Genomic DNA, 18223 nt, shown 5'->3' on the forward strand with positions numbered 1-18223 from the left:
TCGCGTACCCAGCTCCGCCGCACGGCGGCCAAGGTCGTCGTCGCCACCGCCCCGATCGTCGCGCTCGTCGCGACGGCCGGCGCCGGCATCAAGTGGGGGTGACCGTGCAGGACCCCACGGCCGAGGACGCGGCCACCGCGCCCGGCTACAAGTGGTGACATCGAGGTGAGATCCCGCAGCGGGACCGACGGGAGCGGGGCGGCTGTCCGCCCCGCTCCTGTCGTGCGTCCGGCGTGGCTGCTGCCGCTCTACGCGTGGGGTGTCGCGACCGTGGGGGTCGCCGGCGCGGCGGTCGTCGTGGTCGCACACCCGCCGCTGGAGCAGCTGCCGGTCCACCCGCTGCCCCTCCTCGTGCTCGTGGCGGCGCTCGTCCTCGGAGAGCTGTTCCCCATCCCCGTCGCCCGAGGTGACGCGACGACGTCCAACGTCACGATCTCGACGACCTTCGCCGTCGCGCTCGTCGTCCTCGGACCGCTCTCGGTCGTCCTCGTGGCCCACCTCGCGGCCGTCCTGCTGGACGACGCCCGTCGACACCGCCCGCCGCTGCAGATGGCGTTCAACGCCGGCCAGTACGCGCTGTGCCTGCTGGGGGCGCGCTTCGTGTGGTCGGCGCTGTCCGGCGAGGCGGTCCTCGGCGGATACAGCGGCTTCGACGCCGCGACCCTCGGCGCAGCCGTGGCGGCCGGGGTGACCTTCACGTTCCTCAACCACGTGCTCGTCGGGATCGTCGTCGCCCTGTCGAGCGCCATCCCGGTCGAGCGGGCGCTCGTCGACGACCTGCGCTTCACCACGGAGACCAGCGTGGTGCTCGTCGGCATGGCCCTCCTGACGTGCCTCGTCGCCGAGCACGCGATCATCATGCTGCCGCTCGTGGGCCTGCCCATCCTCGCCGTCCGGCGCAGCGCGCAGATGGCGGCGCTGCGCGAGCAGCAGGCGATGCGCGACCCCCTCACCGGCCTCGGCAACCGCGCCAGCCTGCAGGCCCGGATGTCCCGGCTGCCGCACCGGTCGCCCGGCACCGCCGCGATCCTCCTCATCGACCTCGACCACTTCAAGGACGTCAACGACTCCCTCGGTCACGAGGTCGGGGACCGGTTGCTCGTCGAGGTCGCCACCCGCCTGTCGTCGATCGCACCTGCTGGTGCGCACGTCGTCCGGCTCGGCGGGGACGAGTTCGCCGTCCTCGTGACCGGCACCGGCGCTGACGCCCGCATCGTCGCGGAGTCCACTGCGGCGGGGATCCTCGACGCCATGCGGACGCCCGTCGACGTCGGCGGGACCCGTCTCGCGGTGCAGGGCTCGATCGGCGTGGCGGTCCTCGACACCGGCACGGAGGCCGGCGACCTCCTCACCCACGCCGACATCGCGCTGTACGCGGCCAAGGCCGAGCGTGCCCGCTTCTCGGTGTACGAGCCCCTGCAGCACGGCACCGACCACGAGAAGCTCACGCTGCTCACCCGGCTCCACGACGCCGTGGGCGCCGGCCGCCTCGAGGTCGCCTACCAGCCGCAGCTGGACGCCACCGACGGACGGCTGCGCTGCGTCGAGGCGCTCGTCCGCTGGCACGAGGACGACCTCGGCCCGATCCCGGCGTCGACCCTCGTCAGCCTCGCGGAGAACTCGGGGCTCATCGACCAGGTCTTCGACCACGTCCTGCGGACCGCGGCGCGTGACGCCGCGATGTGGCGTGCGGCGGGCAGCCCGGTAGACGTCGCCGTCAACCTCTCCGCGCGGCAGCTGTCCGACCTCGCCCTGCCCCAGCGCGTCAGCGCGATCCTCTCCCAGAACGGGCTGCCGCCCGGCTCCTTCGTCGTCGAGGTGACGGAGACGAGCCTCCTGGTCGACGAGAAGCGGGCGGACGTGGTCCTCGAGGGCCTCCGTCAGGTCGGGGTGCGGCTGTCGATCGACGACTTCGGCACCGGGCACTCGTCCCTGCGCCGGCTCACCGACATGGCCGTCGACGAGCTGAAGATCGACCGCAGCTTCGTCGAGGACCTCGCGTCGGGCCGTCGGGACGACGTCCTCGTCAAGACCATGGTCGACCTCGCGGCGAACCTCGGCATCGAGACCGTCGCCGAGGGCGTGCAGTCCGAGGCCGTCGCGGCCCGCCTGGCCGCGCTCGGCTGCGACCGGCTCCAGGGGTACTACCTCTCGCGACCGGTCTCGGCGCGCGCGATCCAGTCGATGCTCGTGAGCGCCGGTGCGGCCCTGCCCGGGTGGGCCCGCGCCAGCGGGACGTTGGCGCTGCTGCCGCAACCGCGGCGGCTCCACCGCACCACGGGCTGAGCGTCTCCGGCGCCCCGTCAGCCGGGCACCGACAGAAGCGCCGTCACCTCCGCGTCGGTCGTCTGGTCGAACCGGTCGTACCAGAGGCTCACCGCCCGGAGGTCGGGCGGCACCAGGGGGCAGACGACGTCGTCGGCGAGGTCGCCGAGTGCGCGGACGGCATCCGGCGGGCCGACGGGGACGGCGAGGACGAGCCGACGCGGCCGGGCCTCGCGCAGCCGCAGCAGCGCCGCGGCCGCGGTCGCGCCCGTCGCGAGCCCGTCGTCGACGAGCACGACGTCCCGTCCGGCGACGTCCGGCAGGGGCCGGTCGCCGCGGTACGCAGCGGCCAGGCGGCCCGTCTCCGTGCGGGCCTCGTCGACGGCGCGCGCTCGCACCTCCGTGGGCAGCGACCGCCCCTCCCGCGTGAGGTACGGGTCCCCGGCGCCCTCGGCGACCGCCCCGAGCGCGACCTCCGGCTGGTGCGGGAGCGTCACCTTGCGCGCGACGAGCACGTCCGCGCGCGTCCCGAGAGCCGCTGCGACGGGCACGGCGACTGGCAGCCCGCCGCGCGGCAGGGCGAGGACGACCGGAACCTCGAGCGCGAGATCCGCGACGGCGCCCGCCAGCCGCTCCCCCGCGTCGGTCCGGTCCCGGTAGCGCATGTCGCACCTCCGCGTCCGAGTCTCGTGCACGACCCGCATCCGGTGAAACGGTCGCGGACCTCGCGAGCAGGGGTGGAGGGTGTGCGCCTGTGGCACGGTCGAGCGATGCGCACCGACCGCCCAGCCCTCGCTCTCCGTGCCGTCGCCGTCCTCGCGGCCTCGGCCGCGCTCCTCAGCGGCTGCGCCGGCGACGGGGACCCCGGCGAGGCGGAGACGGGTGTGCCGCTCAACGTGGGGACGGCGGACCCGGCCGCGTCCCCGACGGCCGAGTTCCCCTGACCGTCGCGTCGCGGCCCGCCAGCAGCGCGGCAGCCGTGACCGCGACGCCGCGGTCGGGGTCGTCACGCAGCGCGGTCGCGGCCGCCTCCGCCGCGGGTACGGGCAGCTCGAAGAGAGCTGCCGCGAGACGGCGCCGTGCCGCCACGGGCGCTCCGACCAGCTCCTGCACCACTGTCGCCACCACGTCGTCGTCCTCGCTCACGCCGTCGGGGTCCACCAGCCGGGCGAGCACCTCCGCCGCCTCGACGTCGCGATTGCCGTCGCGGACGAGCCGCACGAGCGCGGGCACGACCTCGCGGTCCCCGCGCCTGCCCCGGGCGAGGACCGCAGCGGCGGCCACCGCCGGGTCCACGTGTCCGTCGAGGCGGGCGAGCGCCTCCGTCGCTGCCGTCGATCGGATCGCCCCGAGCGCGGTCACCGCCCGGCGCCGGCGATCGTCCGCCTCCTCGACGAGCGCGGCCTCGAGCGGCCGGACGGCTACGTCGCCCGAGCGCGCGAGCGCCCACGTGAGCGCTCCCGCGACGTGCGGGTCGGGCTCGGTGAGCAGGGCCTCGACGAGGACGGCGACCTCCACGGGCGCGGGTCGATCGAGCGACAGCGCGAGGCGCTGCCGGGTCGACGGGTCGGGTGCGTCCAGACCCCGGAGCAGAGCGGTAGCCGCGAGCACGTCGTCCCAGTCTGTCGGGGTGCTGTCGCGAAGCCGCGTGAGCCTGTGCAGCAGCTCCGTGTCGCGCTCCAGTCGCTCCTCGACCTGCGCCACCAGCTGCTCGACCACCGGTCCGGGGGAGAACGAGGGGCGCTGCAGGGCTGCGGCGACCTCTGCCAGCCGGAGGCCGAGCGAGCGCAGCGCCTCGACCCACAGCAGTCGCTCGAGGTCCCCGTCGGAGTACCGCCGGTAGCCGCCCGCTGTCCGCCCGGACGGCGTCACGAGACCGAGCCGGTCGTAGTGGCGCAGCATCCGGGCGCTCACCCCGGAGCGCCGCGCCACCTCGCCGATCAGCACAAGTGAAGGGTGTCACCGTCCGGCCGGGGCGGCACCGGCGCACCGTGCAGCGCCACGACCCTGCGGGCCTGGGCGACGGCGACCTCGCTATCGGCGGAGGGGTCCTCCGCCAGACGCTGCGTCGCCAGCGCGTGCGCTCGGACGCGGTCGTCCCCGGAGCGGCTCGCACGCCGCACCACCTCCGTGGCGCTCGCCCCGAGGGCGACGAGGGCACGGCTCAGGCTCAGCCGTACGTCCCGGTCTCCGCGCCCCAGCTGCGACGCGAGGACCGCGGCGAGGTCGTCCTCGTCACCTTCTGGCACCAGGGTGATCGCCGCCCGCCACGCGGCCCGGGCGACGTCGTCGTCCCGGTCGGTGAGGATCCGGCGCGTCACCACCGGCCAGGCCCGGACGTCGGCGAGCTTCGACAGCGTGTGGAGCGCCTGGCTGCGTGCCTGGGCGACGGGCGAGCCCACCTCGCGGAGGAGCCGGTCGACGACGGTGCTGCGGTCCTGACGGATGAGCGCCCACGACAGCATGTCGCGGACGTAGGCGTCGGGTTCCACCGAGCACCGCTGCACGAGCGGCTCGATCAGGTCGGGGTGAGGTCGCGCCCCTGCCGCCATGGCAGCGGCCAGCCGCGCGGAGGGGGTGGTGGCGGCCAGGGTCCGCAGTTCAGGCATGACCCCAGGGAAGACGTTGTCAGGGTGACAGGGTCAAGTCGGCGTCCCGGCGGTCCCGCCCGTCAGCTCTGCGCACGGGTCTCCCTCGCGGCACGCGATGGTCGGCGCCGGGACGACGACCCCCGCAACCGCCTCCTCACATGTCGCGGTAGCGCCGGGCGCCGGCGGCAGCGGTCGCGAGCTCGTCGACGCCGACCGGGCGCGGGCCCTTGGACCAGTCCGACGGGTCCGCCGCGTACACCGTGCCGTAGGCGCTCGTGTCGCGCTGGGTCCGCCACCCCTCCGAGAGCGGACCCAGGTCGTGCGTGTCGTAGCCGATCTCGTCGAGCAGGCGCGCCACGGTCGCCTTCGCGGCCTCGTCGTCGCCGGCGATCGCGAGGGCGCTGCGGTCCTCGGCGCCGGCCGGCCGGGCGAGGGCTCCGAGGTGCTCGAAGTAGATGTTGTTGAACGCCTTGACGACGTGGGACTCCGCGAGGTGCTCCTGCAGCAGCTCCGACGTCGTCGTGGCCTCGTCGTCCAGCGCGGGGAACCGCCCGTCGCGCTCGGGGTAGTAGTTCATGGTGTCGATGACGACCGAACCGGCCAGGGGCCCGGTCGGCACGTCCCGGTAGGCGGACAGCGGGATCGTGACGACGACCACGTCAGCGCCCGTCGCGGCCTCCTCGGTCGTCCCGGCGCGCGCGCCGTCGCCGATGTCGGCCACGAGGTCGGCCAGCGTGTGCGGACCCCGGCTGTTGCTCATGACGACCTCGTGGCCCGCCGCGACCGCCAGGCGCGCGACCGTGCTGCCGATGTTCCCGCTGCCGATGAAGCCCCACGTGGTCATGTCCGAGCGAGCAACGGCCGGCGCTACCTCATTCCCGGCGGGGACCCCCTGGTGCTGCGACGGGCGCGTCCCCGCCGCGCGGCAGGAGTCGGAGCCCGGCGGGCTCCTCGACGGCGGGAGCCTGCGCTGCGACGAGGACGTGCTCCCCTCGCAGGCGACCCACCTCGGCGACGACGTGACCGCCCGCCGCGCACGTCCACGGCACGGGTCCGGCGGCGTCGCCCGGTGCCATGGGCGCGCTGTGCTCCGCGCACCTCGGCCAGCGACCGTGCACGATCTCGGCGAGATGGTCCTCCCCCGCGGACAAGAGGGCCGCCACGGCGGCGCGGAGCGACGGTGCCTCCAGCGGCGCGACCCCGAACACCCCCCCTCCTGCCAGGGTCTCGACGGCGACCTCGATCGTGGGCACCGGTGGACGTCCGGCCTGCGGGGCGTCCGGCCGCTCCGTGACGTGCTCGGCGGCGACCACCGTCCACACCGTCACCTCGCCGAGCGTGCGGGCGAGGTCGGCGGCGACCAGCGAGGCCGCCTCGCGGTACACCGACACGCTCCTGTCGACCAGCCGGCGACGCTCGAGGAGCTCCTCCTCGTCGCGCACCAGCCACGACCCGGGGCCGCCCTCACGCTGCCACGCGACCCAGTGGTCGAGCACGGCGTGCAGCTGCGCGGGCGCGACACCGGTCGCACCGCCGGTCGCGACCCGCAGGTCCCCGTACTGCACGACCACGTCGCCGTCGAGCACGTCGACGGACCAGGGCTCGACGACTCCGCGCTCCCTGTCGATGCGGTGCGCCGCGTCGGCAGCGGCGTCGCGCCAGGCGTCGGCGACCGGGGACCCGTCGTTGGGTTGTGCCACCCCACGAGGATGCCGGACGGGCACCGGGCCCGCCGCTCGCGACCGAGCAGGCGGGGTCAGGACGTACTCGCGCGGGCGCCCGCTACTCAACCACCGCCCAGGGTCTACTCAACCTGCCCTGTCGACCTGGGCCGCCCCGCCGCCCGCTCCCTAGCGTCGGGTCGTCCCCTCACCGCGACGGCAGCGGACGGTCGGCCGGTGCCGCCCGACCGGAAGGAGAACGACCATGCCCAGCCACCACGCCGGCGTCGCACGACAGGCCGCCGCGGTCCTCGCAGCACCTCTCGCGACGGGGGTCATGCTCGTCGCCGTCACACCGCCCGCAGCAGCGGACCCCCCGGAGCGGTTCCGGATCAGCTACTCGCTCGTCGAACAGGACCCCTGCGACCCGGGGACGCTCATGACGGTGTCCTTCGAGCTCGACGCCGCCGCGCACGAGCACGAGACCATGACGCTCGAGAAGGGGCACATCGACATCACGACGTCGGACGGCTACGTCGGCAGGGACACCTTCACGGCCGTCGCCACGCCGAGCACCTTCGTGATCAGTGAGCAGGCGGTGGTCGCGAACCCGGACACCGGTGCCCGGTTCAAGGTCCAGTTCGTCGTCGTCGAGAGCGCGCAGGGGCTGGTGGTGGACCGTACGTCGTTCACGTGCCTGCGCGCCCCGGCGACCTGAGCCCACGGGGTCACGGGCAGGCAGACCTGCACGACGGCCCGCAGGTCGTGACCTGCGGGCCGTCGTCCACGGAGGGCGTCAGCCGACGGCGGCCTGCCACGTCCGCAGGTCGGCGACCTTCTCCGCCAGCAGGGCGTTGGCGTCCTCGTCCTTCACGTGCGCCCGCACCTGGGCGGCCGCGGCCGCGAGCCGCTCCGCCGCCTGCTCGTTCGCACCGTCGTCGGCGAGGACCCGGGCGCGCTCGAGCTGCTTGGTGATCTGCCCGGCGGCGTGCGCGTCGACGCTGCCGTCGTCGACGAGGTCGGCGATGAGCCCGTCGACCTCCTGCCACGTCACGCAGTCGCCACCGCCGTCGACCGCCCCGGCCGACCACTCGATCCCCCCGAGCAGGTGCTCGAGGAAGGCGGGCTCGGTGTAGGAGGCCTCGGTGTGCCCGCCCGCGGTGTACCAGGACCGGGCGCCCTCGAAGTTGTGGCACCAGGCGAGCGGGTGGTCCGTCCCCATGGCGGAACGGCCCGGGTCGTACGTCGTCTCGTCGATGTTCGTCAGCACCCGCACGTCGGGGCGCGGGGAGACGTTGAAGTTGTACCACTCGTCGAAGCGGGTCCACGTGGCGTCGAGGTGGTCGGTCGACGGGTGCGTCCGGTCCTCGACGACCTGGGTCGCCACCTGCTGACGCGGGTGACCGACGAAGCGCGCGCTGCCGCCGGTCAGCTCGCTGTACCAGGGGATGGTGTGCATGGAGTCGGTTGCGGCGTGCACGCCGGCGAAGCCGCCACCGCCGCGGATGTAGCCCTGGAACGCCGCGAGCTCCGAGGCGTCGAGCAGGGTGGGACGGGCCGGGTCGAGGTTGTTCGTCCCGTCGACGGTCGAGACGAAGACGACCGTCGCGTACTGCTCGAGGTCGGCGGCGCTGGTGAACGGCGTGCTCTCGAGCGTCCGCTCGGGCTGGCCCGGCGACCAGCCGACCGGCGGGTCCCAGACGTCGACGGTGAAGCCGTTCGCCTCACCCAGGGCGATGATGGCGCTCGTCGCCTCGTCGATGCTGCTGTGGCGGAACCCGAGGGTCTTGCCGACGACGAGCACCTCGTAGTCGTCGGTCTCCGCACTCGCCGGGCCGGCGGCCACGAGCGGGAGGGCCAGCGCGGCGACGCCGACAGCGGCAGCCGCTGCGGTGAGCCTGCGGTGAACGGGCATGGGGGCCTCCTTGCCTCCTGTGATGAAAGTCGTCGGCTTCGACGACCACTTTTGAACGTAGGATGGCGGAAGCCGAATTGCAATGTCCTGTCGACAAACTATTCAGGGATCGAGGAGGTGGTCCGGGTCATGACCGGAGCGACGACGCCCCGTGTCCCGCGCGACGGCGAGGCCCGCCCAGGGCGGGTGGTCGGAGCCCTCGTCGCCGGTCTCGCCCTCGGCGCGGCCGCCGTGCTGCTCGTCGGGGCGGTCGCACCCGGCGACGACGTGGTGCCCGCAGCCGGGCCCCCCTCGCCCGAGCCCGGCTCGATCGAGGCGGTGGCCGCCGAGCTCGCCGAGGCGCAGCGGGAGGAGAGCGCCGTGCTCGTCGCGGACCTCGTCGACGCCGCGACGATCGCGCACGGGGACGTCGAGGGAGTGCTGCGCGGGCTGGCGGACGTCGCCCCGCCGGGCGCCGCGACGGCCGCGGCAGCCGGATCCGACGAGCTGGCCGGCTGGCGTGCCGACCTCGGGGCGGCTCGCGAGGCGCTGGAGGCGACGGGCCGCGGGACCGACGACCAGGCGCTCACCCGCCAGGCCTTCATCGGTGCTGTCGAGCTCCTGGACGACGCCGTGACCGCCGCGGGGGACGCGGACGGCGAGGATCGCGCTGCGACCCTGACGGCGCAGCGCACCTCCGCGGTCGACCTGTGGCTCGCCGCCGCCGCCCGGCTCGACGGGCTCGCCCTCGACGCCGGTGGCGAGCACGTCCACCTGTTCCTCGCCGAGGACGGCGACCGCGACTCCGTGCCGCTGGAGTTCCGTGGCGATGGGCGCGAAGACGGGCACGAGGACGACTGACCGTCGGCCGAGCGAGCGGGCCACGGCGTCGGCCTACCCGGCGGAAGGCGGGCGCTGCCACGATGGGGTGATGCACGGGGACGCCGCCGTCCAGGTCCGCCCGGCGGGCGACCTCCACCGCCGTCGGGCGGCGCACCTGTACGGCCTCATCCTCGTGGGCTCGGTGCTCGTCACCGTGTCCGACGACTACCGGCTGCTCCGCGTCGGTGTCGTCCTCGGAGCGACGCTCGCCGTCTACTGGGCCGCTGAGAGCTATGTGCACTGGAACGCCGCCCGTGCCCAGGCCGGGAGACCGCTCACCCGCGCCGAGACGACCGCGATCGTGCGCGACGGCTGGCCCCTCGTGGCCGCCGGCGGCATCCCGCTGCTGTGCCTGGCGATCGAGGCCGTGCTGACCGTCGACACGGCCCTCGCAGTCCGAATCACGCTCCTGGTCAACGCGGTACTGCTCTTCCTCACCGGCTTACGGGCCGGCAGGTCGGGCGGCCTCACGGGGGCGCGACTGTTTCTCGACGCCGCCCTGGCCGGTCTGCTGGGGCTCGTCCTCGTCGTCCTCAAGGCGCTGCTCCACTGAGGCGCCGCCGCCGGGACGCGACGACGCACGTGCAGTCGCTGGCCCGGCTCGCTCGGCCCACCGGAGCTCGGCTGTCCCTCGGCGCGACGGGAGGGCTGCCGGAGCGCCGGACGCCCCGGTCCCGCTCAGGGACCGGGGCGACCGGTCGGTCCGACTCGCTGACGGTCGGCGTGTCGCGTCAGAGGAGCATCAGCTGCAGCCGCTCGTGCTCCCGCAGCCCTCGCACACGTAGCAGGAGCCGGCGGGACGCATCTTCACCCCGCAGGTCAGGCACATGGGGCTGTCCTGCGTGCGGCCCTGGATGGCCTCCATCAGCTCGGCCGAGGAGTGAACCTGTGCGGGCAGCGGAGTCGCCGCGGCCGGTGCTGCGTGTGCCGGGGCGGGCGACGCCGTCGCCGCCTCGACCTTGCGCGCCGGCTCGACGGGCGCCGACTGGGCGAGGACGTCCGCGTCGTACTCGCCGTCGTCGTCGGCGTCGTACTCGTCGACCGGCTCGTAGGAGCCCGTCTCGAGCTGCCGCTGACGCTCCTCCGCGGTGTGGATGCCCAGTGCCGACCGGGTCTCGAACGGCAGGTAGTCGAGCGCGAGACGGCGGAAGACGTAGTCCATGATCGACGCCGACATGCGCACGTCCGGGTCGTCGGTGAGGCCGGCAGGCTCGAAGCGCATGTTCGTGAACTTCTCGACGTACGTCTCGAGCGGGACCCCGTACTGCAGGCCGATCGACACCGCGATCGAGAAGGCGTCCATCATCCCCGCGAGCGTCGAGCCCTGCTTGCTCATCTTGAGGAAGAGCTCGCCGAGGCCGTCGTCCGGGTACGACGAGCTGATCATGTAGCCCTGGGCGCCGCCGACCGTGAAGGACGTCGTGTTCGCCGGACGCTTCTTCGGCAGGCGCCGGCGGACCGGCCGGTACTCGACCTTGACCTCCTCGGTCGCGGCCGGGGTGCCGGACTCCTTGGCCGAGGAGCCGCTGCTCAGCGGCTGGCCGACCTTGCAGTTGTCGCGGTAGATGGCGAGGGCCTTGAGCCCGGCCTTCCACCCCTCGTAGTAGACCTCGGCGACCTCCTCGACCGTCGCCTCCTCCGGCATGTTGACCGTCTTGGAGATGGCGCCGGACAGGAAGGGCTGGACCGCGGCCATCATCCGCACGTGGCCCATGGGCTTGATGGAGCGCGTGCCGATGGCGCAGTCGAAGACCTCGTAGTGCTCCGGACGCAGGCCGGGTGCGTCGACGACGTGACCGTGCTCGGCGATGTACGCGACGATCGCCTCCACGGTCTCCTCGGTGTAGCCGAACTTGCGCAGCGCCCGCGGGATCGTCTGGTTGACGATCTGCATGGACCCGCCGCCGACGAGCTTCTTGAACTTCACGAGGGAGAAGTCCGGCTCGATGCCCGTGGTGTCGCAGTCCATCATGAAGCCGATGGTCCCCGTGGGGGCGAGCACACTGGCCTGGCTGTTGCGCCAGCCGTTCTCCTCCCCCGTCCTGTTGCCCTCCGCCCACGCCGTGGTCGCGACGGCGTGCACCGCCTTGTCCATCGGGTGCAGGGTGCGGATGGCGTCGTTCGCGGCCTGGTGCTTGCGCATGACGCGCTTGTGCGCCTCGGCGTTGCGCGCATAACCGTCGTACGGCCCGACGACCCCGGCGAGCTCCGCCGAGCGCTTGTACGACACCCCCGTCATGAGGCTCGTGATGCTCGCGGCGAGCGCACGACCGCCGTCGGAGTCGTACGCGAGACCCGACGCCATGAGCAGCGCGCCGAGGTTGGCGTAGCCGATGCCGAGCTGCCGGAAGGCACGCGTCGTCTCGCCGATCGGGTCGGTCGGGAAGTCGGCGAAGCAGATGGAGATGTCCATCGCGGTGATGACGAGCTCGACGCTCTTGGCGAACTGCTCGGCGTCGAAGGTGCCCTCGCTCGTGAGGAACTTGAGCAGGTTGAGGCTCGCGAGGTTGCAGCTGGAGTTGTCGAGGTGCATGTACTCGCTGCACGGGTTGGACGCGTTGATGCGACCGGACTCCGGCGTGGTGTGCCAGTCGTTGATGGTGTCGTCGTACTGGATGCCGGGGTCGGCGCACTCCCACGCCGCCTGCGCGATCTTCTGCCACAGCGAGCGGGCGTCGACGGACTCGATGACCTCGCCAGTGCCCCGGGCCCGTAGACCGAAGTCGGTGCCGTTCTCCACGGCCCGCATGAACTCGTCGGACACGCGGACGGAGTTGTTGGCGTTCTGGTACTGGACGCTCGTGATGTCGCGCCCGCCGAGGTCCATGTCGAAGCCGGCGTCGCGCAGCGCGCGGATCTTGTCCTCCTCGCGCGCCTTCGTCTCGACGAACTCCTCGATGTCGGGGTGGTCGACGTCGAGCACGACCATCTTCGCCGCGCGGCGCGTGGCGCCGCCGGACTTGATGGTGCCGGCGGAGGCGTCGGCACCGCGCATGAACGACACGGGGCCGGACGCGGTGCCGCCGGAGCTCAGCAGCTCTTTCGAGGAGCGGATGCGGGAGAGGTTGAGCCCCGCCCCGGAGCCGCCCTTGAAGATGCGCCCCTCCTCGCGGTACCAGTTGAGGATCGAGTCCATGGTGTCGTCGACGGCGAGGATGAAGCACGCGCTCACCTGCTGCGGGGCCGGGGTGCCGACGTTGAACCACACCGGGCTGTTGAAGCTGAACACCTGGTGCAGCAGCATCCACGTGAGCTCGTGCTCGAAGACCTCGGCGTCGTCGTCGGTCGCGAAGTAGCCGTGGTCCTTGCCGGCCTTCGTGTACGTGAGGACGACCCGGTCGATGAGCTGGCGGAGGCTCCGCTCGCGCGACTCCGAGCCGACGGCGCCGCGGAAGTACTTCGTCGTGACGATCGAGGACGCGTTGACCGACCAGAAGTCGGGGAACTCGACCCCCCGCTGCTCGAAGATCGTCTCGCCGGTCTTCCAGTTGGTCTGGACGACGTCGCGGGACTCCCACGTCACCTCGTCGTACGGGTGCACCCCGGGGGTGGTCCACACCCGCTCGACGGTGATGCCGCGCGCGGCCGGCTTCTTCTGACGCTGCGAGGCGGTCTCGGTCATGGGCGCTCCCCTGGTGCGTGGTGGTCGGTGGCTCGGTGCTCGTGGGTGCGGTGCGGATCGTGCGGTGGGTCAGGTGGTGTGCTGCTCGCGCTCGACGCGCAGCAGGGCGATCGCCTGCTCGAAGTCCTCGAGCGAGTCGAAGGCGCGGTAGACGCTCGCGAAGCGGAGGTAGGCGACCTCGTCGAGCTCCCGGAGTGGACCGAGGATCGCGAGGCCGATGTCGTGGGCGTCGATCTGGGCGAGGCCGGTCTGCCGCACGGCCTCCTCCACCCGCTGGGCGAGCAGGGCGAGGTCGTCCTCGGTGACCGGACGCCCCTGGCAGGCCTTACGGACGCCGACGAGGACCTTGTCGCGCGAGAACGGCTCGGTGGCCCCCGAGCGCTTGACGACGATGAGGCTCGCCGACTCCAGCGTCGTGAACCTGCGGTCGCAGTCCTGGCACTGACGGCGCCGGCGGATGGCCGTCCCGTCGTCGGTGGTCCGCGAGTCGACGACCCTGGAGTCGTCGTTGCGGCAGAACGGGCACCGCATGTGGAGCTCCTCTCCCGCCGCGACCCCCGGCGGCTCACCCTGGTCGGCTGTGGACCGACCTGTGTGCCGCCTGTTGATACCCGGTGTGTCGGTGTGGACACGGTGTGGACCAGATGTGGACGAACGACATCCGTGTAACTACTAGATGTTGTGCCAACCGTAACACCGGCAACCGACAACGCAAGCGGTCTCCTGGAACTCGCCGGACGTGTCGTGCGACCCGCCGCGACCCGGCCGGCTCAGCGGGTGGGGACGAGCAGGCGGTCCCCCACTGCCACCGCCGTGGACGACAGCTCGTTGAGTGCGACGACGTCGTGCACGACCGAGCGGGGGTCGCGGTGGGGCGCGTGCTCGCGCGCCAGCGCCCACAGCGTGTCGCCGGGTCGGACACTCACCGGCACCGGCGCGAGCTCGTCGAGGTCCACCGACCCCACCGATCCCGGCGCACCGGAGACGACACCCGGCCGCCCGTCACCGGCCGAGGCGCCGGGGGCGACGCCGGTCGCGACGGCCATCCACACGAGGAGGACGGAGAGCGCGACCGCCACGGTGGTGAGGCCCCACGAGAGCCCTCGCACGAGCCGGCGCCCGCGACGGGTCAGCCGCAGGCCGCGGAGCTCGTGGTGACGAAGGGTGGCGGTGCTGGTCATGAGTCCTCCTGGGTGGACGCGTGTTCGGTCGTCCTGGCCGTGTCGAACACCTGTACGTTAACCTGAGGTCGAGACATTGTCGAGCGCATGTTCGAAGCGCGGCGCGCTGCGAGCGACACGCGCGGCGGGGTGCTTGTGAACAGGTGTTCGACGCCATAGCGTCGATCACGTCGGCTGGGGAGCACGCACCGAGCCAACGACAGGGGTCGGACACAACCGGCGCGGAGCCGGTCGCGGAGCGGAGGAGCACATGGCAACGACGGACCTCGAGGGGCTGACCGAACGGCAGCGCCGGGTGCTCGAGACCATCCGTGAGGCGGTCCAGCGACGCGGCTACCCGCCCTCGATGCGCGAGATCGGTGAGGCGGTAGGTCTCACCTCCCCCAGCAGCGTCGCGCACCAGCTCGCGACCCTGGAGCGCAAGGGCTACCTGCGTCGGGACCCCAACCGGCCGCGGGCGATCGAGGTCGTCCACCCCGACGACGGTCGCCGCCGGCCCGCCCCGACGGGGGACGTGCGGGCCGAGGTCGTGGAGGAGGCGCCGGAGCGGACGTGGCGCTCCGGGGCGCACGACGAGGGCAGCGCCCTGCCGAGCGCGAGCATGGTGCCGCTCGTCGGCCGGATCGCCGCGGGCGGTCCGGTGCTCGCGGAGGAGGTCGTCGAGGACGTCTTCCCCCTCCCCCGGCAGGTGGTGGGTGACGGGGTGCTGTTCCTCCTGCAGGTGGTCGGCGACTCGATGGTCGACGCCGCCATCTGCGACGGCGACTGGGTCGTGGTCCGGCAGCAGCCCGTCGCCGAGAACGGCGAGATCGTCGCGGCGATGATCGACGGCGAGGCGACGGTGAAGACGTACCGGAAGCGGGACGGCCACGTCTGGCTCATGCCGCACAACCCGGCGTACACGCCTATCCCGGGAGACGACGCGACCGTGCTCGGCAAGGTGACGGCGGTCCTCAGGCGGGTGTGAGGAGCGCCTGGGCCGCCCGGGCGACGTCCGCGCTGTCGTTCCACAGGTGGAACGACAGCCGTGCGCGACCGGCCCGGGACGCGACCGAGCACCCGGCCGCGACGAGCCGTCGCACGAGACCGCCGTTTGGGTCGTCGACGGAGACGACCGGGCGGCCCTGTGGGGACTCGCCCAGGAGCGTCCGCAGCTGGTCGGCGAGGGCGGGCCCGTGCCGGTGCCGGACCTCCGCCGGCACCTCGAGCACAGCCTCGAGCGACGTCCGGGCGCCCACCCAGGCCAGCCAGACGGGGCTCACGTCGAAGCGACGGGCGTCGCGCGCGAGCCGTAGCCCGGGGCCGTACACCGAGGCCCACACGTCGTCGCCCGCGTACCAGCCGGCGTTGTGGCCCGACAGACGCTCCGACGCCTCCGGTCGGACCGTGAGGAACGCGGCGCCCCGCGGGGCGCACAGCCACTTGTAGGCGCTGCACACGGTGACGTCCCACCGCCCGGCGTCCACCGGCAGCCAGCCGGTCGCCTGCGTCGTGTCGCAGACGGTGAGGGCGCCGATGTCGGCGGCCGCCGTCACGACGTCGTCGGCGGCAGCGAGGCGCCCGTCGGCGGACTGGGCGAGGGAGAACACGACGGCGTCCGGTCGGGCGCGGGCGATCTCGTCGGGCAGGCGGTCGAGCGGCACGGTGACGAGCTCGACGCCGCGGCGGGCCTGGGCCTCGACGGGCCCGAGGACCGAGCCGAAGTCGCCCTCGACCCCGACGACCTTCGACCTGTCCGGCAGGTGGGCCGCGACCTCCCCGACCATGACCGACACCTGCGAGCCCACCGCGACCCAGCCCGGCGGGACCCCGACGAGGTCCGCGAAGAGGCGTCGCGACGCGTCGACGTCCGCGTCGTAGTCCGGTGCGCTGGCCCGTCCGCCCTGCCAGTCGTCGACGGCGGCACGGAGCGCGGCGACCGTCCGGCGCGGCGGGAGCCCGAGGGTGCTCGCGTTGAGGTAGCCCGGAACCGCGTCCCAGGCCCCGAGGCCGGGGTGGCTCATGCCGTCGTCCCGGTCCGGGTGGCGGCCCCGTCGAGTCGGCGGAGCGCGGCGAGAGCGGTGGCTCGGTCCGTGGTCCGCCACATCGGAGGCAGGGCGGACAGGAGCGCCTGCCCGTACCGTTTCGTCGCCACCCTGGGATCGAGGACGGCCACCACACCCCGGTCGTCGCTGCTGCGCACGAGTCGTCCCGCGCCCTGCGCGAGCAGGGTCGCGGCGTGCGCGACGGACACGGTCATGAAGCCGCTGCCGCCGGTCGCCTCGACGGCCTCGGTGCGAGCCTGCGCGAGCGGGTCGTCCGGCCGTGGGAAGGGGACGCGGTCGAGCACGACGAGGCTGCACGACGGGCCCGGCACGTCGACGCCCTGCCACAGGCCGAGCGTGCCGAAGAGGCAGGCACGCGGGTCGTCGGCGAACTGCCGGACCAGCGTCGGCACGACGTCGTCGCCCTGGCACAGGACCGGCAGGTCGGTGCGCTCCCGCACGATCTCGGCGGCGGTGGTCGCCGCACGGCGGGAGGAGAACAGTCCGAGGGTGCGTCCGCCCGCCGCCTCGACGAGCGCGACGAGCTCGTCCCACAGCGGTGCCCCGTGCCCGTCCCGGCCCGGCGCCGGCAGGTGGGCGGCGACGTAGAGGATCGCCTGTCGGCCGTAGTCGAACGGGCTGCCGACGTCGAGGCCCCGCCAGCCGCCCCGGCCGAGGCCGAGGCGTCGGGCGAGGGCGTCGAAGCCACCGGGCCCCACGAGCGTGGCCGACGTCGCGACCACCGTCCGGGAGTCGAACAGCCGGCTGCGCAGCAGCCCCGCGACGCTGAGGGGCGCCGCGTGGACGACGTGCCCACGACGCTCGTCGCTCTCGACCCACACCACGTCGGTCCCGGCCGGCGCGTCCGGCGGTGCGGCGTCCTCCTCGCCGGGCTCGTCGCTCCCCTCGTCCGTCTCGGGCTCGGCGCGACGGACCAGCGGCACCCCGGCCATCCGCTCCGCCGTCCCTGCGACCTCCAGCAGCGCGGCGCGTCCGGCCTGCGCGCCGGCGGCGGCGTCGGGCCCCTTGTCCTTGGGGAGCGAGCGGAGGGCCGCGCGGGCCGCGGTCGCGAGGAGGAGGAGTGCGTCCTGCAGCGACGCGGGGGCGCCGTCGGGGAGCCTGCCGGGCGGCAGCGCCCCGAGCGCCCGGTCGAGTGCCTCCCCTGCGTCCTCCAGGTCGCGCACGTCACCGGCGGCGGCGCCGGCACGGCGTGCGGCGGCGGCGGTCGTGCGGACGACGCCCGCGCTGAGGTCGCTCGCGAGGGTCGCGGTGACGCGGTCGACGAGGTCGTGCGCCTCGTCGACGACGACGACGTCGTGCGGCGGCAGGGTCTGGAGGCCCTCCATCGCGTCGATCGCGAGCAGGGCGTGGTTGGTGACGACGACGTCGACGGTGCGCGCCCGGATGCGTGCCGCCTCGCTGTAGCACTCCCCCGCCTCGGGGCAGCGCTGGGCGCCGAGGCACTCCCGGGCCGACACCGACACCGCGCGCCAGGCCCGGTCGCTCACCCCGGGGACGAGGTCGTCCCGGTCGCCGGTGTCGGTGGTCTCCGCCCACGCGCGGGCACGCGCGACCTGCACCTCGAGGCTGGTGCGGGGACCGGCGCCGAGGTCGTCGCTGCCCCAGAGGGACAGCGCGTCGTCCTCCTCCTCGCCACCGCCGGCCAGCCGGTGACGGCAGACGTAGTTGTTCCGGCCCTTCACCAGCTGCCACGTGGGTCGTCGACCGAGCTCGCGCTCGAGCGCGTCGGCGAGGCGGGGCAGGTCGTGGCGGACGAGCTGTCCCTGGAGGGCGAGGGTCGAGGTCGCGATCACGACCCCCTGGCCGCGGCGGACCGCGGCGGCGACCGCCGGCACGAGGTAGCCCCACGACTTACCGGTGCCGGTCCCGGCCTGGACGAGGAGGTGGCGACTGTCCTCGACGGCCGCGGCGACCGCCCGGGCCATCCGCTCCTGGCCCTCCCGCGGCGTGCCGCCGGTCGCGCGGACCAGCGCGCCGAGGAGACGGGCCGCCTCGGCGTCGACGCTCTCGGAGGCGGGGTCGGTGGCCTCGGCCTCCTGCACCGACGCCTCGCTCACCGGCGTGACCCTACTGGGCGCGTCG

Annotated in this window: 17 protein-coding genes; 6 read left to right on the top strand and 11 right to left on the bottom strand. The window is 73.8% G+C overall.

All coding sequences use genetic code 11. The features are described 5' to 3' along the window. Window positions 1-222 precede the first annotated feature (222 nt). On the top strand, window positions 223-2286 hold the full coding sequence (locus WAB14_RS07925) for a putative bifunctional diguanylate cyclase/phosphodiesterase (protein ID WP_340269018.1): 2064 nt from the start codon (window positions 223-225) through the stop codon (window positions 2284-2286). Between the two features lie 17 nt (window positions 2287-2303). Here the strand turns inward: WAB14_RS07925 and WAB14_RS07930 are convergent, their stop codons facing one another. Continuing rightward, window positions 2304-2930: a phosphoribosyltransferase gene (locus tag WAB14_RS07930; protein ID WP_340269019.1), complete on the bottom strand. Its 627-nt coding sequence runs from the start codon at window positions 2928-2930 to the stop codon at window positions 2304-2306. 105 nt (window positions 2931-3035) lie between these two features. On the opposite strand from WAB14_RS07930, the gene WAB14_RS07935 reads away from it, so the two are divergent. Next, window positions 3036-3209, top strand: coding sequence for a hypothetical protein (locus WAB14_RS07935; protein ID WP_340269020.1), 174 nt, complete (start codon window positions 3036-3038; stop codon window positions 3207-3209). Here WAB14_RS07935 and WAB14_RS07940 read toward each other — a convergent pair. The 4 genes from WAB14_RS07940 to WAB14_RS07955 form a co-directional block, all read right to left on the bottom strand. Further along, complete coding sequence (locus WAB14_RS07940; protein ID WP_340269021.1) at window positions 3157-4212, bottom strand: MerR family transcriptional regulator; 1056 nt, start codon at window positions 4210-4212, stop codon at window positions 3157-3159. The two genes, WAB14_RS07935 and WAB14_RS07940, sit on opposite strands and share 53 nt — an antisense overlap. After that, window positions 4206-4874 carry a HEAT repeat domain-containing protein gene (locus WAB14_RS07945; RefSeq protein WP_340269022.1) on the bottom strand — a complete coding sequence of 223 codons (669 nt, stop codon included), beginning with the start codon at window positions 4872-4874 and terminating at the stop codon, window positions 4206-4208. Before WAB14_RS07945 ends, WAB14_RS07940 begins: the two co-directional genes overlap by 7 nt. Before the next feature lie 136 nt (window positions 4875-5010). Next, window positions 5011-5700: an NADPH-dependent F420 reductase gene (locus WAB14_RS07950; RefSeq protein WP_340269024.1), complete on the bottom strand. Its 690-nt coding sequence runs from the start codon at window positions 5698-5700 to the stop codon at window positions 5011-5013. 28 nt (window positions 5701-5728) lie between these two features. Next, entirely contained in the window at window positions 5729-6556 is an 828-nt protein-coding gene (locus WAB14_RS07955) for a hypothetical protein (RefSeq protein ID WP_340269025.1), read from the bottom strand. Between the two features lie 226 nt (window positions 6557-6782). Here WAB14_RS07955 and WAB14_RS07960 point away from each other — a divergent pair, with 226 nt between their 5' ends. Beyond that, window positions 6783-7235, top strand: a complete 453-nt coding sequence (locus WAB14_RS07960) for a hypothetical protein (RefSeq protein WP_340269026.1) — start codon at window positions 6783-6785, stop codon at window positions 7233-7235. 78 nt (window positions 7236-7313) lie between these two features. Here the strand turns inward: WAB14_RS07960 and WAB14_RS07965 are convergent, their stop codons facing one another. Next, entirely contained in the window at window positions 7314-8432 is a 1119-nt protein-coding gene (locus WAB14_RS07965) for a ThuA domain-containing protein (protein ID WP_340269027.1), read from the bottom strand. A gap of 129 nt (window positions 8433-8561) precedes the next feature. Here WAB14_RS07965 and WAB14_RS07970 point away from each other — a divergent pair, with 129 nt between their 5' ends. Both WAB14_RS07970 and WAB14_RS07975 read left to right on the top strand, forming a co-directional pair. Beyond that, window positions 8562-9272, top strand: coding sequence for a hypothetical protein (locus tag WAB14_RS07970; RefSeq protein ID WP_340269028.1), 711 nt, complete (start codon window positions 8562-8564; stop codon window positions 9270-9272). A 70-nt stretch (window positions 9273-9342) separates the two neighbouring features. Then, the gene (locus tag WAB14_RS07975; protein ID WP_340269029.1) at window positions 9343-9846 is read left to right on the top strand and encodes a hypothetical protein; all 504 of its coding nucleotides are present in this window, start codon (window positions 9343-9345) and stop codon (window positions 9844-9846) included. Window positions 9847-10035: 189 nt separating this feature from the next. Here WAB14_RS07975 and WAB14_RS07980 read toward each other — a convergent pair whose 3' ends face one another. The 3 genes from WAB14_RS07980 to WAB14_RS07990 form a co-directional block, all read right to left on the bottom strand. Further along, window positions 10036-12915 (bottom strand): vitamin B12-dependent ribonucleotide reductase, encoded by a 2880-nt coding sequence (locus WAB14_RS07980; RefSeq protein WP_340269030.1) that lies wholly within the window; start codon window positions 12913-12915, stop codon window positions 10036-10038. A gap of 69 nt (window positions 12916-12984) precedes the next feature. After that, on the bottom strand, window positions 12985-13446 hold the full coding sequence (nrdR, locus tag WAB14_RS07985; RefSeq protein ID WP_340269031.1) for a transcriptional regulator NrdR: 462 nt from the start codon (window positions 13444-13446) through the stop codon (window positions 12985-12987). A 239-nt stretch (window positions 13447-13685) separates the two neighbouring features. Continuing rightward, window positions 13686-14096 (bottom strand): LysM peptidoglycan-binding domain-containing protein, encoded by a 411-nt coding sequence (locus WAB14_RS07990; RefSeq protein WP_340269032.1) that lies wholly within the window; start codon window positions 14094-14096, stop codon window positions 13686-13688. A 250-nt stretch (window positions 14097-14346) separates the two neighbouring features. On the opposite strand from WAB14_RS07990, the gene lexA reads away from it, so the two are divergent. Next, window positions 14347-15063, top strand: a complete 717-nt coding sequence (gene lexA / locus WAB14_RS07995; protein ID WP_340269033.1) for a transcriptional repressor LexA — start codon at window positions 14347-14349, stop codon at window positions 15061-15063. Here the strand turns inward: lexA and WAB14_RS08000 are convergent. Both WAB14_RS08000 and WAB14_RS08005 read right to left on the bottom strand, forming a co-directional pair. After that, window positions 15050-16099 (bottom strand): aminotransferase class V-fold PLP-dependent enzyme, encoded by a 1050-nt coding sequence (locus WAB14_RS08000; protein WP_340269034.1) that lies wholly within the window; start codon window positions 16097-16099, stop codon window positions 15050-15052. The genes lexA and WAB14_RS08000 overlap by 14 nt on opposite strands. Further along, a complete protein-coding gene (locus tag WAB14_RS08005; RefSeq protein WP_340269035.1) occupies window positions 16096-18198 on the bottom strand; it encodes an ATP-dependent DNA helicase in 2103 nt (700 codons plus the stop codon). The genes WAB14_RS08000 and WAB14_RS08005 overlap by 4 nt, the downstream gene beginning before the upstream one ends. Window positions 18199-18223: the final 25 nt, after the last annotated feature.

The sequence above is a fragment of the Aquipuribacter nitratireducens genome, assembly GCF_037860835.1.
Classification (GTDB): Bacteria; Actinomycetota; Actinomycetes; order Actinomycetales; family JBBAYJ01; genus Aquipuribacter; species Aquipuribacter nitratireducens.

Excerpts from the sequence above, each read along its gene's own strand:
- WAB14_RS07945 (WP_340269022.1), bottom strand. The coding sequence starts at position 4,874 with ATGCCTGAACTGCGGACCCTGGCCGCCACCACCCCCTCCGCGCGGCTG.
- WAB14_RS07970 (WP_340269028.1), top strand. The coding sequence starts at position 8,562 with ATGACCGGAGCGACGACGCCCCGTGTCCCGCGCGACGGCGAGGCCCGC.
- WAB14_RS07980 (WP_340269030.1), bottom strand. The coding sequence starts at position 12,915 with ATGACCGAGACCGCCTCGCAGCGTCAGAAGAAGCCGGCCGCGCGCGGC.
- WAB14_RS07935 (WP_340269020.1), top strand. The coding sequence starts at position 3,036 with ATGCGCACCGACCGCCCAGCCCTCGCTCTCCGTGCCGTCGCCGTCCTC.
- WAB14_RS07975 (WP_340269029.1), top strand. The coding sequence starts at position 9,343 with ATGCACGGGGACGCCGCCGTCCAGGTCCGCCCGGCGGGCGACCTCCAC.
- WAB14_RS07930 (WP_340269019.1), bottom strand. The coding sequence starts at position 2,930 with ATGCGCTACCGGGACCGGACCGACGCGGGGGAGCGGCTGGCGGGCGCC.
- lexA (WP_340269033.1), top strand. The coding sequence starts at position 14,347 with ATGGCAACGACGGACCTCGAGGGGCTGACCGAACGGCAGCGCCGGGTG.
- WAB14_RS07990 (WP_340269032.1), bottom strand. The coding sequence starts at position 14,096 with ATGACCAGCACCGCCACCCTTCGTCACCACGAGCTCCGCGGCCTGCGG.
- nrdR (WP_340269031.1), bottom strand. The coding sequence starts at position 13,446 with ATGCGGTGCCCGTTCTGCCGCAACGACGACTCCAGGGTCGTCGACTCG.
- WAB14_RS07950 (WP_340269024.1), bottom strand. The coding sequence starts at position 5,700 with ATGACCACGTGGGGCTTCATCGGCAGCGGGAACATCGGCAGCACGGTC.
- WAB14_RS07965 (WP_340269027.1), bottom strand. The coding sequence starts at position 8,432 with ATGCCCGTTCACCGCAGGCTCACCGCAGCGGCTGCCGCTGTCGGCGTC.
- WAB14_RS08000 (WP_340269034.1), bottom strand. The coding sequence starts at position 16,099 with ATGAGCCACCCCGGCCTCGGGGCCTGGGACGCGGTTCCGGGCTACCTC.
- WAB14_RS07960 (WP_340269026.1), top strand. The coding sequence starts at position 6,783 with ATGCCCAGCCACCACGCCGGCGTCGCACGACAGGCCGCCGCGGTCCTC.